Source organism: Flavivirga aquatica, from assembly GCF_001747085.1.
Taxonomy (GTDB): Bacteria; Bacteroidota; Bacteroidia; order Flavobacteriales; family Flavobacteriaceae; genus Algibacter_C; species Algibacter_C aquatica.
Genome location: NZ_MDJD01000054.1, coordinates 359,583 through 372,813 on the forward strand (window position 1 = coordinate 359,583; position 13,231 = coordinate 372,813).

The 13,231-nt window shown below is 29.8% G+C and carries 11 protein-coding genes; 10 read left to right on the forward strand and 1 reads right to left on the reverse strand.

The window, feature by feature from the left end:
• Nucleotides 1-48: 48 nt before the first annotated feature.
• Nucleotides 49-645 (reverse strand): TetR/AcrR family transcriptional regulator, encoded by a 597-nt coding sequence (locus tag A8C32_RS15865; protein WP_069831389.1) that lies wholly within the window; start codon nucleotides 643-645, stop codon nucleotides 49-51.
• Nucleotides 646-793: 148 nt separating this feature from the next.
• Between A8C32_RS15865 and A8C32_RS15870 the strand changes: the two genes are divergently transcribed.
• The 10 genes from A8C32_RS15870 (at nucleotide 794) to A8C32_RS15915 (ending at nucleotide 13,223) form a co-directional block, all read left to right on the forward strand.
• Nucleotides 794-1,366 carry a non-canonical purine NTP diphosphatase gene (locus A8C32_RS15870; RefSeq protein WP_069831390.1) on the forward strand — a complete coding sequence of 191 codons (573 nt, stop codon included), beginning with the start codon at nucleotides 794-796 and terminating at the stop codon, nucleotides 1,364-1,366.
• A gap of 71 nt (nucleotides 1,367-1,437) precedes the next feature.
• Nucleotides 1,438-3,657, forward strand: a complete 2,220-nt coding sequence (locus A8C32_RS15875; protein ID WP_069831391.1) for a RelA/SpoT family protein — start codon at nucleotides 1,438-1,440, stop codon at nucleotides 3,655-3,657.
• Nucleotides 3,658-3,683: 26 nt separating this feature from the next.
• Complete coding sequence (locus tag A8C32_RS15880) at nucleotides 3,684-4,136, forward strand: Fur family transcriptional regulator (protein WP_069831392.1); 453 nt, start codon at nucleotides 3,684-3,686, stop codon at nucleotides 4,134-4,136.
• 12 nt (nucleotides 4,137-4,148) lie between these two features.
• Nucleotides 4,149-5,426, forward strand: coding sequence for an adenylosuccinate synthase (locus tag A8C32_RS15885; RefSeq protein ID WP_069831393.1), 1,278 nt, complete (start codon nucleotides 4,149-4,151; stop codon nucleotides 5,424-5,426).
• A gap of 446 nt (nucleotides 5,427-5,872) precedes the next feature.
• Entirely contained in the window at nucleotides 5,873-7,639 is a 1,767-nt protein-coding gene (locus tag A8C32_RS15890) for an OstA-like protein (RefSeq protein WP_069831394.1), read from the forward strand.
• A gap of 8 nt (nucleotides 7,640-7,647) precedes the next feature.
• Nucleotides 7,648-8,850, forward strand: coding sequence for an aspartate aminotransferase family protein (locus A8C32_RS15895; protein WP_069831395.1), 1,203 nt, complete (start codon nucleotides 7,648-7,650; stop codon nucleotides 8,848-8,850).
• A 137-nt stretch (nucleotides 8,851-8,987) separates the two neighbouring features.
• Entirely contained in the window at nucleotides 8,988-10,376 is a 1,389-nt protein-coding gene (locus tag A8C32_RS15900; RefSeq protein WP_069831396.1) for a tetratricopeptide repeat protein, read from the forward strand.
• 132 nt (nucleotides 10,377-10,508) lie between these two features.
• On the forward strand, nucleotides 10,509-11,468 hold the full coding sequence (locus tag A8C32_RS15905) for a DUF368 domain-containing protein (protein WP_069831397.1): 960 nt from the start codon (nucleotides 10,509-10,511) through the stop codon (nucleotides 11,466-11,468).
• 2 nt (nucleotides 11,469-11,470) lie between these two features.
• Nucleotides 11,471-12,490 (forward strand): DUF368 domain-containing protein, encoded by a 1,020-nt coding sequence (locus tag A8C32_RS15910; RefSeq protein WP_069831398.1) that lies wholly within the window; start codon nucleotides 11,471-11,473, stop codon nucleotides 12,488-12,490.
• A complete protein-coding gene (locus A8C32_RS15915; RefSeq protein ID WP_069832075.1) occupies nucleotides 12,483-13,223 on the forward strand; it encodes a shikimate dehydrogenase family protein in 741 nt (246 codons plus the stop codon). The genes A8C32_RS15910 and A8C32_RS15915 overlap by 8 nt, the downstream gene beginning before the upstream one ends.
• Nucleotides 13,224-13,231 lie beyond the last annotated feature (8 nt).

A 13,231-nucleotide genomic window follows, 5' to 3' on the forward strand; every position in this document is an offset into this window, starting at 1 on the left:
TTATTAATTTAATAATTGACCAGTCATCTATTAGTTTGTCAAAAAAAATTATTTTAATATAAAATCCTTAACCATAGTCATAAAATTATCTATAGGTCCTTTATTTTTCATTTCTTTCATTGATACTAAAGAACCCTTCCCTGCATCTTCAATAAATGCCGCTATGAGTTTTGCTTCCATTGGATTCTTTATTTCTCCTAAATCTTTTGCCTCTTGAATAACCTTTGTAAGCGCAGATAAAATAACAAACTCATTATCGCAAATTGTTTTTCTAATATTCTCGTTATGCTCTGCCATTTCATTGCCTAAATTACAGGCTAAACACCCTAACTTATATTCCATATCGTTTTTTAGAATATTATATCTAAAATCATGAAACGCATATAATCGTTGTAATGGGGACATCGATAAATCTTCCAAAATATTTTTGGCAGGAGCAAAATGCCCTTTAAAATATTTATTTATAGCTTTAACAGCAAAGTCTTCTTTAGAATCAAAATAAAAATAAAAAGAACCTTTAGGCACATCTGCGGCCTTAACAATATCGTTTATACTTGTTCCATTATACCCTTTACTCCATAGAACACCCATTCCCTTTTCTAAAAGGAAATCTGCCTTGGCATCATGTTTAACTGTTTTAAGCATAAATTTTATTTCGATACAAAAGTATGACCACCCGTCTAGTAAAACAAGTTTTTTATCAAAATAATGTAAAAATATACATTTTGCCTTCCCTAAAAGCAACTGTTTTTATAAATATAATAGTACTTTTGGCTAACTAAATATATCATACATGCAACTCGTTTTCGCTACTAACAACCTTAATAAACTTAAAGAAGTACAAGCTTTAGTTCCATCACATATAAAGCTATTAAGCCTAAAAGATATTGGCTGTTTAGAAGACATTCCTGAGACACAAAATACCATAGAAGGTAATGCTATTCAAAAAGTAGAATATATTAAACAACATTATAATTATGATTGTTTTGCAGATGATACCGGCTTAGAGGTTGAAGTATTAAATGGAGATCCAGGTGTTTATTCTGCACGTTATGCAGGAGAACAACGCGACGCTAATGATAATATGGAAAAACTTCTTAACGAGTTAAGTAATAAAAAAAACAGGTCTGCGAAATTTAAAACAGTAATAGCCTTACATAATAATGGTAAACTTAAAACATTTACAGGTATATGTGAAGGTGAAATAACTGAAAACAGGCATGGTGAAAAAGGTTTTGGCTACGATCCTATTTTTAAACCAAATGGTTATGAAAAAACGTTTGCAGAAATAGATTTAAATTTAAAAAACAAGATTGGTCATCGCGGAAAAGCTATCCTTCAACTTATTACGTTTTTAAATTCTTAAAAACTTAAAAAATAGTTACAAAAAACACCAATCCTGTTGGTTCTTAATATTCTTTGTGTTATTTTTAATTTATGACAGAGGAAGCCATAGAAAAAGAGAATGCAACCATTACAAAAGCCTATAAAGAATTATTAAAAGTTAGTTATACCACACTTTCTTCTGATGATAAAAAACTAATTAGGAAAGCTTTTGAAGTTGCTTTAGACGGACATAAAAATCAACGTAGAAAATCTGGAGAAGCTTATATTTTCCACCCTATAGCTGTGGCCAAAATTGTAGCCCAAGAAATTGGTTTGGATGCCACCTCTATTGCTGCTGCTTTACTACATGATGTCGTTGAAGATAGTCCTGATTATGAAATTAAAGACATTGAAAAACTCTTTGGAGAAACTGTAGCTACAATTGTTGATGGCCTAACCAAAATATCCTCTTTAAGCAAAGAAAAAGACATGGATGTGTCTTTACAAGCAGAAAACTTTAGAAAGATGCTGCTTACTCTTAATGACGATGTACGCGTTATCATTATAAAAATTGCAGATAGATTGCATAATATGCAAACCATGGACTCTATGCGTCCAGATAAGCAAATTAAAATAGCCTCTGAAACCTTATATATTTATGCGCCTTTAGCCCATAGAATTGGTTTATATAATATAAAAACAGAACTTGAAGACCTAGGGTTGAAATACACAGAACCAGATGTTTATAATGACATTTTTAGTAAAATAAAAGATAGTAAAGAAGAACAAGATCTTTATATAAAGGAATTTAGTGAGGTTATAAAAACATCTTTAAATAAAGAACATTTAGACTATTCTATAAAAGGACGGCCAAAATCTATTTTTTCTATTAGAAGAAAAATGCTAAAACAAGGCGTGTCTTTTGATGAAGTCTACGATAAGTTTGCTATTAGAATTATATATGAAAGCAACGAAGCCAACGAAAAGTTTATTGCTTGGAAAATCTACTCCGTAGTAACAGACCATTTTAGACCTAATCCTATACGACTTCGCGACTGGATTTCTTCGCCAAAATCTACAGGTTATGAAGCATTACATATTACTGTAATGGGGCCTAAAGGACGTTGGGTAGAAGTACAAATTCGTAGTAATCGCATGAATGAAATTGCAGAAAAAGGTTATGCTGCACACTACAAATACAAACAAGGTAATGAAAAAGAAGATAATTTAGAAAGCTGGATTAATAGACTCCAAGAAGCCCTTGAAAACCCCGAAACCAATGCTGTAGATTTTGTAGAACAGTTTAAACTTAATTTATATTCAAAAGAAATATTCGTTTTTACTCCCGCTGGAGAATTAAAATCATTACCAAAAGGAGCAACCTCTTTAGATTTTGCTTTTAGTATCCATACCGAAATTGGTATGAAAACCCGTGGAGCCAAAGTAAATGGTAAACTGGTTCCCTTAAGTCATGAATTAAAAAGTGGAGATCAGGTAGACATATTAACATCGGAAAGCTCTAAACCTAATGCCAATTGGTTAGACTATTCTACTACAGCTAGAGCTAGAAGTAAAATAAAATCAGCGTTAAAAGAAGATAAAAAACTTATTGGTGAAGAAGGTAAAGAAATATTAAGGCGTAAATTAAAGCAACTTAAAATTACGCTCAATGAATCTTCTATAAATCAATTAGTTAATTTCTTCAAACTAAAAACTAGTTTAGATTTATTTTATAGAGTTGGCATTGGTACCATAGATAATACCATGCTCAAAAATTATGCTGCCTCCAAAAGTAATGTTTTAATGAGTTTTATTAAAAATAAAATTTCAAAAAAAACAATCATAAAAAAAGAAGATCTAGACAAGCAAGAGGTCACTGCTAATTATGATTCACTTGTTTTTGGTAAAGAAGAAGAAAAACTAGACTATAAATTGTCAAATTGCTGTACTCCTATTCCAGGAGATATTGTTTTTGGCTTTTTAACAGTTAATGAAGGAATTAAAATCCATAAAAAGAACTGCCCTAATGCGGTAAGCTTACAGTCTAACTATGCTTATAGAATTATGTCTGCTAAATGGATAGACTCCTCACAACAAGAGTTTTTAGCTAAAATTGTTATTTCTGGAATTGATCATATAGGGCTTGTTAACGAGATTACCTCTATAATTTCAGAGAATATGCATGTAAATATGAAGAGCATTAGTTTTGAAAGTAATGATGGTTTATTTTCTGGAAAAATTAATGTTCTAATAAAAAATAATACCATTATAAAAAAGCTTTTAGAAAAACTTAAAAAAATTAATGGTATAGATAAGGTTACCAGAGTGTAAAAAAAGTGTAAATTTGCGACGAAATTATGGAATCAAAGGCAGATAATAAAAATCAAGACATAGTTAAAAGCGTATTTACAAGCTTTTTAGAAAATAAAGGACACCGTAAAACTCCAGAACGCTATGCTATACTGCAAGAAATTTATAATAATACGGAACACTTCGATATAGAATCTCTATATCTTAGTATGAAGAACAAAAAATATCGTGTATCAAGAGCTACACTTTATAACACCATAGAATTACTTCTAGAATGTGGTTTGGTTAGAAAACATCAGTTTGGACAAAATCAAGCACATTACGAAAAATCATATTTTGATAGACAACATGATCACGTTATTCTTACCGATACTGGTGAGGTTATTGAATTTTGTGATCCTAGAATTCAGTCTATTAAAAAAACAATCGAAGAGGTTTTCGATATTGAAATTAACAATCATTCACTTTATTTTTACGGAAATAGAAAATCAACTAAATAACGAATTTTTACAATGGCAGTAGATTTACTACTTGGATTACAATGGGGAGACGAAGGCAAAGGAAAAATTGTTGACGTATTAACAACTAACTACGATATTATAGCGCGTTTTCAAGGAGGTCCTAATGCAGGACATACTTTAGTCTTTAATGGAAAAAAACATGTATTACATACTATTCCTTCTGGAATATTTCATGATAATACTGCTAATTTAGTAGGTAATGGAGTGGTTATAGACCCTATTATTTTTAAAGGCGAACTAGACAAATTAGAAGAACAAGGTGTAGATTATAGAAAATCTTTACTTATTTCTCGTAAAGCGCATATTATATTACCTACACACAGATTACTTGATGCCGCTAGCGAAACCTCAAAAGGAAAAGCTAAAATAGGTTCTACCTTAAAAGGTATTGGGCCAACTTACATGGATAAAACGGGACGTAATGGTATTCGTGTGGGGGATTTAGAATTAAGTGACTGGAAAGAACGCTATAGAGCATTAGCTGACAAGCATGAATCTATGATTTCTTTTTATAACGTGGATATTGAATATAATTTAGCTGAATTAGAAACAGAATTCTTTAAAGCTGTAGAGGTTTTAAAATCTTTAACTTTTATAGATTCTGAAGAACATATATTCCAAGCACAAAAATCTGGAAAAACCATTCTAGCTGAAGGTGCTCAAGGTTCGTTATTAGATATCGATTTTGGAACATATCCATTTGTTACATCAAGTAATACTACAGCTGCAGGAGCTTGTACAGGATTAGGTGTAGCCCCTAACCAAATTGGAGAAGTATTTGGTATTTTTAAAGCCTATACAACACGTGTTGGTTCTGGCCCATTCCCTACCGAACTTTTTGATGAAGATGGCGAAACTATGGGACGCGTTGGTAACGAATTTGGAGCAACAACAGGACGTAGAAGACGTTGTGGTTGGTTAGACTTAATTGCTTTAAAATATGCATGTCAAGTTAATGGCGTAACACAATTAATGATGATGAAAGGCGATGTTCTTTCTGGATTTAAAACCTTGAAAGTATGTACAGCTTATAAATATAAAGGAGAAACTATTTCACATCTACCTTACAATATTGAGCCAGAAAACATTGAGCCTATTTATAGTGAATTTAATGGTTGGAATGAAGATTTAACAGAAATGTCTGAAGCTTCTCAATTACCTCAAGCTTTAAATGAATATATAGAATTCTTAGAAAAAGAATTAGAAATCCCTATTACTATTGTTTCTGTAGGTCCAGATAGAAAACAAACTATTTTTAGAGGTAAATAGGAAATATACTTATATAAAAAACTAAAAGAGACTGCCTGAAAAGACAGTCTCTTACTTTTTAGAATACATTATTAAGTTTATAAATAATAAGGATGAGTCACAAACCTTTTTATACGATCAAAATTCATTAAGCCTTTTATCTCCATAATTATTCTGATTTAATTTATACTAAATCATTTTATTTTTCTTCTTTAGTAAAAACTACAAATAAAAGAAATATCACAGGTTAAATTAAGTAAGCTACTTACAAGAAAATATTAACTTTACCCATCTTCAATGAATAAAGTAAACTTAAATTACAATTAAAAAAATAAATACTTATCAAGATTTTGGAGCGTTTTTTGCTACAATGTACTGAAACATCATATTAATCGTTATTTTTGCGACAAACATTTTGCACTTTGAAAGTATCTTATCCTTTTTACATCTTACTATCTTTCTTTTTTATGTTTTCTGCATCTACATATGCTCAAAAACAAAAAAAGATTGAAATCGAATACGCTGGTAGACTTAATATTGACGAAAAAAATTACCCTGGCGCGAAAGTTTTAACCCGAGACGATGCACAACAAGTACACATCAAGCATGCGGGTACAAATATGTGGTGCGACAAAGCCGTACATTATGGTAAGGAGAATTTTATTGAAGCCTATGGTAATGTTATTTTAAAACAAGGAGATACCATTAATATGTCTTCAAAATATATAGAATATAGCGGTATAACAGAATTAGCTTTTGCTAGTGGCGATGTTGTTTTAAAAGACCCAAATTCTACAATTTCTTCGGATACTTTATATTTTGACAGATTAAAACAACAGGCTTTTTATAAAAACGGTGGTACTGTTGTAAAAGATTCATCAGGTACTATTACTAGTAAAATAGGTAGATACTATATGGATATTAAAAAATATCAATTTGTTGAAGATGTGGTCTTGGTAAATGATGGAACAACCATTAATTCTAACTATTTTGATTTTTATTCAGATACTGGTCACGCCTACCTATTTGGACCTTCAACCATAACCACAAAAGATAGTAAAACCTATTGTGAAAAAGGATTTTATGATACTGAAATCAAAATAGGTTATGCACTCAAAAATGCAAAAATAGATTACGATAACAGAGAAATTATTGGAGATAGCTTATATTTTGATAACAATAAAAGCTTCGCATCTGCAACCAACAATATAAAAGTCACCGATACCATAAATAATAGCATTATAAAAGGGCATTATGCAGAGGTTTTTAGAGAAAAGGACTCACTGTTTATTACCAAACACGCCTTAGCTATTACTGAACAACAAAACGATTCTATTTACATGCATGCAGATAAAATTATGGTCACTGGTAAACCAGAAAATCGTACTATACAAGCGTATTATAATGCAAAAATATACAAATCGGATATTAGTGGAAAAGCAGATTCTATTCATTCAAATCAAAAAACAGGAATTACTAAATTAATAAACATCCCTCGTTTTTCAGTTGGCGATAAATTTTCAACCAAACGAAAACCCATCATGTGGAATATTGAAAATCAAATGACAGGGGATACTATTCATTTAATATCAAATAGCGAAACCGAAAAAATTGACTCTTTACTCGTTTTTAACAACGCATTCATTATTAGCAAAGACACCATTAGTGAGAAAGGTTATAATCAAATTTATGGTATGCGTTTAGTTGGTTTATTTAATAAAGACAATCAACTAAAACAAGTAGATATTACAAAAAATGCAGAATCCATTTTTTACGCTCGTAATGATAAGCAAGAATTAATTGGTATAGATAAAGCTAAAGCAGGAAGTATTTCTATTTTATTTACAGAAGGAGATATTGATGAGTATACAAGATATAATCAAGTAGATGGTAAACTTTATCCAGAATCTAAATATCCTGAAAAAGAAAGATTTTTAAAAGGTTTTGACTGGCGAGAAGAAGAACGTCCTAAAAGTATTGAAGACTTATTTAAAGATGATCCTCCATTAGATTTACCTATAATAAAAGGTTTAGAAGACTATATTCCTCAAGAAGATTTTTTTGATGATGAGATGTTGGAACGGATAGAAAAAGCAGGAGATAGAACAACTAATAACAATAAAAAAGAGAGCACTACTAAAAGACCAACAAAATTACCAAAACCTTTAAAACCTATACCCAAACCAATAAAAGGAAATAAGAAGAAGAAAAAAACTAAACCTACAGCAAAATAGCCTAAATAATGACTTCAGACTTCTTTAAATATCAAGCGCAAACAACACCTCATCCGTTAGCTATGAAAATATCTCATGCAAACGGATCTTATATTTATGATAACAATAATAAAGAATACCTAGATTTTGTTGCTGGAGTATCTGCATGTCCTTTAGGGCACAACTATCCAAAAGTCGTAAACGCTATCAAGGAACAATTGGATAAGTATATGCATGTTATGGTATATGGTGAATACATTCAAAAACCTGCTGTAGAACTTACCAAATTACTTGCAAAAAACCTACCTTATCCATTAGAAAAAACATATTTAACCAATTCTGGCACAGAAGCTATCGAAGGCGCTTTAAAATTAGCCAAACGAGCTACAGGTAGAAGCGAAATTATTGCAGCTCACAAAGCATACCATGGAAATACTATGGGATCTATGAGTGTTATGGGCTACGAAGAACGTAAACAAGCTTTTAGACCACTTTTACCTAATGTAAAATTCATTACATTTAATAAGGAAGACCATTTAAAATATATTACCCATAAAACAGCTTGTGTTATTTTAGAAACAATACAAGGAGGAGCTGGTTTTATTGAACCAAAAGACAACTATTTAGAAAAAGTTAGAATACAATGTTCTAAGGTTGGAGCGCTTTTAATTTTAGATGAAATACAACCTGGTGTAGGAAGAACAGGAAAACTCTTTGGCTTCGAACATTATAATTGTATTCCTGATATTTTAGTCACAGGAAAAGGCTTAGGTGGAGGCATGCCAATTGGAGCATTTACAGCATCTAGTCAATTAATGGACTCCCTTCAAGATAATCCTAAATTAGGTCATATTACTACTTTTGGTGGACACCCCGTAATTGCTGCTTCTGCATTAGCTACTTTAAAAGAAATCACAGAAAGTGACTTAATAAAACAAACATTACAAAAAGAGCTATTATTCCGTAAACTTCTAGTCCACCCATTAATTACTGAAATTAGAGGAAAAGGACTTATGCTTGCTTTTCTAACGCCTTCGGAAAATATAACAAATTCAGTAATTCTAAAATGCCAAGAGCAAGGTTTAATACTTTTTTGGCTACTTTTTGAACCTAAAGCCATCAGAATTACACCGCCTTTAACCATCTCAAATGATGAAATCATCAAAGGATGCGATATAATTATTGATATTTTAAATAAAATAAGCAATGAACACAACAAAATAACTAATTGATATTCAGATATTAAACCCTAAAAATCAATGTTTAAATAAAAAATGTTGATTACTTTGTTAAAAACATTTACTTAAACTCTAATAAAAAGGCAAATAGAGCCTTAAATTTATTCTAGTGGAACCTCACAAATGTATTTATGGAGTTTAGTCATAATGACAATAACGATTTACCTTTAACTAAGTTTGAATCAATGCTTAAAACAAATCATGTTTTATTCTTTGATTCAGAAGAATTTGAAAACATCATTCATCATTACTTAAATCAAGGTAAAATAGCATTAGCAAAAAAAGCCATAAAATTAGGTTTAGACCAACATCCTACATCTATTAATCTAAGACTTTTTAAAGTAGAAGTTTTTGTTTTCGAAGATAAATTAAACGAAGCAGATACATTACTAAATGAATTATATAATTTAGATCCTATGAATGAAGAAATATACATTCAAAAGGCTAATATTTTTTCGAAAAAAGATGAACATCAACAAGCAATCGAAGTCTTAAAAAAAGCATTACAGCTTACTGATGATGTTATAGACTTATATTCTTTAATTGGTATGGAATATTTATTTCTAGATCAATTTGAAGACGCCAAGACATATTTTATGAAATGCTTAGAATCTGATCTAGAAGATTACTCTGCACTTTATAATATTATATATTGCTTTGAATTTTTAAATCAAAATGAAGAAGCTATCTCTTACCTAAATACATTTTTGGATAAAAATCCTTACTGTGAAGTAGCGTGGCATCAATTAGGAAAACAATATTTCGTTTTAGATGAATATAAAAAAGCATTAACATCATTTGATTTTGCTATTATTTCTGACGATACTTTCGTTGGTGCATATCTTGAACGTGGTAAAGTTTTAGAAAAATTAAATCGTTTTGATGATGCTATCGAAAATTATACTATCACTTTAAAATTAGATGAGCCTACTTCTTTTGCTTTATTACGTATTGGTACTTGCTATGAAAAATTAAAAAAGGATGATTTAGCAATCCAATTTTATAACAGAACAGTTCATGAAGACCCTCTTTTAGATAAAGGTTGGATCGCTATTACCAAATATTACAATAGAAAAAAGAATTACCCTAAAGCACTCTATTTTATTAATAAAGCTATTAATATTGATTCCGAAAATGTAAAATATTGGAAATTATATGCTCAAATAAACCAAAGATTAAAACTTTATGAAGAAGCCGAACGCGGTTTCAAAAAAACATTAGAATTAGGTAATTACGAGTTGAATACATGGCTATCGAGAGGTGATCTTTTAATCAAATTAGGAGAACCACAAGCTGCTATTTATAATTTCGAACAAGCTATAGAGTTTTATTCTGAAAATGCAGAGTTAGAATATCGTTTAGCTGGGTTATATTTTTCTTTACATGAAAATGATAAAGGAGAGTTTCATTTAAAAAATGGTCTAAAGTATAATGAAGAGTATGCCTTTATAATTGAGGAACTTTTCCCAGAAATCTCAAATAGAATACTAGTAAAAAACTTACTAAAAGCACATTTGTAAACAAATATATTTTCTATTTTCATCCCTTTTTACCAAACTTAATATTTGGCGAAATTGTAAGTGTTTCTTTAACTTCTATATATTTTTAATAACATAAAATGCATACCTTTGGTTTTCGTTTAAAAATTAGACATGCAAAGACGTTTTATAGATTACTTAATCATCTCTTTTAAAGGTTTAGCAATGGGGGCTTCAGATGTTATACCAGGTGTTTCAGGTGGTACTATTGCTTTTATATCTGGCATTTATGAAGAGCTCATACAAAGCATTGATAAAATCAATATAGACATATTAAAAGTATGGAAAAAATCAGGTTTTAAAGTCGCTTGGGAAACTATAAATGGTAATTTTTTAATTTCTTTATTTACTGGTATTACTATTAGTATTTTATCACTTGCAAAAGTTATTAAATGGTTGCTGTTTAATGAACCTATACTATTGTGGTCATTTTTCTTTGGCTTAGTACTTTCTAGTATTATATTCATTGCAAAACAAATTAATAATTGGAATATTACAATTATTGTTGCCATTTCAATAACTTCAGTTTTATCTTACTTAATAACTCTTGCAGAACCGTTTGCTTCTCCTGAAAGTTCTATTTACTTATTATTTTGTGGCTTTATAGCTATTATAGCCATGATTTTACCTGGTGTTTCTGGTGCCTTTATTTTACTCATTTTAGGAGCTTATCAAATAGCTATTGATACCATTACTAATCTTATAGAAGGAATAAGTAAAGGTGATTTTAACCTATTTAAAGAAGCTTTTTTTAATTTTTTATTATTAGCTATTGGAGCTATGATAGGACTTAAAGTCTTTTCAAAAATCCTTAACTGGATGTTTCAAAACAAAAAAAATATAACATTAGCTATATTAACTGGCTTTATGATTGGCTCATTAAACAAAATTTGGCCATGGAAAAAAACCTTAACATGGAGAATTGATTCTCACAACGAAAGAATCCCTTTTCTCGAAAAAAGCATATCCCCTTTTTCTTTTGAAGGTGAAAATCAAATGCTATTTGCTATAATCTTAATGATTCTTGGTTTTTTAACTATTTTTATTCTTGAAAGATTGGGACCTAAAAAATAGAAATGGAAAGCACAAGAACACTTACCGATAAACTTTTTCTAATTCTAAAAGGCTTAGGTATGGGTGCTGCAAATAAAGTACCTGGTGTTTCTGGCGGTGTCGTAGCCTTTGTTTCTGGTTTTTATGAAGAATTTATTTATTCCCTTAAAAAAATAAATAAAAAAGCTTTTAAATTAATTATTAATGGTCGTTTTAAAAGCTTTTACAATTATATAAATGGACGGTTTTTAAGTTTACTATTTTTTGGAATGATAGTAAGCTATTTTAGCATTTCAAAAATTTTAGATTATTTAATTGCAAACTATGAACTCTACGTATGGAGTGTTTTTTTTGGAATGATAGTCGGTTCTATTTATTATATCAATAAAGATTTTAAAAATTGGAATTACAAAACATACATATCTCTTTTTATTGGCATTCTAGCTGGTATTAGTATCAGTTTTTTAAACCCTGCCAAGGAAAATGATAACCTTTGGTTTGTCTTTTTTTGTGGAATTATTAGCGTCTCAGGTATGACCTTACCAGGTTTTTCAGGATCCTTCATACTCATTCTTTTAGGAAACTATGTATTACTTTTAGTCGATTCTGTTAACTCACTTTATGATACCTTTTCAAACATTATAAATGGTGATTTTAGCTTTTTAAAAAATGCTGAACGTATAAGAATGCTTAAAGTCCTTGCTGTTTTTACATTAGGATCCATAACTGGCTTAGTCACTTTCTCACATTTTCTAAGCTATATCTTAAAACATTATAAAAACATCACCCTTTCTGCAATCATAGGTTTTATAGTTGGGTCTTTAGGAGTTGTATGGCCTTGGAAAAAAACAATATACAAATTAACAGAAAACGGTAACTTTCTATTAGACTCAAGAGGAAAAAAAATCATTGAAAATTATAACCGTTTTATCCCTGAATTAAATAGTGAAACATATTATGCCATATTTTTTATTTTTCTCGGAATTGCTATTGTTTTAGCGCTAGAATGGTATGGCCAAAAAACAACAAAAATACATGAATAAATTAGGCCTTTTAGGTAAAAACATCTCTTACTCATTTTCAAAAGCATATTTTCAAAAAAAATTTGAAGATAAACAAATTAATAACACCACTTATGAAAATTTTGATATTGAAAGTATAGATCTATTTCTTTCTATAATAAAAAATACTCAAGATCTAAAAGGCTTGAACGTTACTATACCTTATAAGCAAGATGTACTTCCTTTCTTAGATAAAATAAACAAAAAAGCAAAAGCTATAGGAGCAGTAAATACTATTAAGATAACAAAAAAAGGTAAACTTGTAGGTTACAATACCGATTGTTATGGTTTTAGTAAAAGCTTAAAACCTTTTATAGAATCTCATCACAAACATGCATTAATTTTAGGTACTGGTGGTGCAAGTAAAGCTGTAGCTTATAGCTTAAAAAAAATGGGAATCTCTTATAAATATGTTTCAAGAAAATTATCGAAAGGTATTAGTTTTACTTATGATACTTTAACTGAAAAAGATATAAAAGAACACCAAATCATTATTAATTGTACACCATTAGGTACATTCCCTAATATAGATATTTGTCCCAATATTCCATATAATTCCATAAACAGCCATCATGTTTTGTATGATTTAATATACAACCCTGAAGAAACTAAGTTTTTAAAACAAGGCAAACAACGACAAGCTAAGACGATTAATGGTTTAAACATGCTTAAATTACAGGCTGAGAAAGCTTGGTCTATATGGGGTTTAGAATAAAACTTTCT

Bases quoted from the DNA above. Each gene is read 5' to 3' on its own strand.
- A8C32_RS15865 (WP_069831389.1), bottom strand. From the start codon at position 645: ATGCTTAAAACAGTTAAACATGATGCCAAGGCAGATTTCCTTTTAGAA.
- A8C32_RS15870 (WP_069831390.1), top strand. From the start codon at position 794: ATGCAACTCGTTTTCGCTACTAACAACCTTAATAAACTTAAAGAAGTA.
- A8C32_RS15875 (WP_069831391.1), top strand. From the start codon at position 1,438: ATGACAGAGGAAGCCATAGAAAAAGAGAATGCAACCATTACAAAAGCC.
- A8C32_RS15880 (WP_069831392.1), top strand. From the start codon at position 3,684: ATGGAATCAAAGGCAGATAATAAAAATCAAGACATAGTTAAAAGCGTA.
- A8C32_RS15885 (WP_069831393.1), top strand. From the start codon at position 4,149: ATGGCAGTAGATTTACTACTTGGATTACAATGGGGAGACGAAGGCAAA.
- A8C32_RS15890 (WP_069831394.1), top strand. From the start codon at position 5,873: ATGTTTTCTGCATCTACATATGCTCAAAAACAAAAAAAGATTGAAATC.
- A8C32_RS15895 (WP_069831395.1), top strand. From the start codon at position 7,648: ATGACTTCAGACTTCTTTAAATATCAAGCGCAAACAACACCTCATCCG.
- A8C32_RS15900 (WP_069831396.1), top strand. From the start codon at position 8,988: ATGGAGTTTAGTCATAATGACAATAACGATTTACCTTTAACTAAGTTT.
- A8C32_RS15905 (WP_069831397.1), top strand. From the start codon at position 10,509: ATGCAAAGACGTTTTATAGATTACTTAATCATCTCTTTTAAAGGTTTA.
- A8C32_RS15910 (WP_069831398.1), top strand. From the start codon at position 11,471: ATGGAAAGCACAAGAACACTTACCGATAAACTTTTTCTAATTCTAAAA.
- A8C32_RS15915 (WP_069832075.1), top strand. From the start codon at position 12,483: ATGAATAAATTAGGCCTTTTAGGTAAAAACATCTCTTACTCATTTTCA.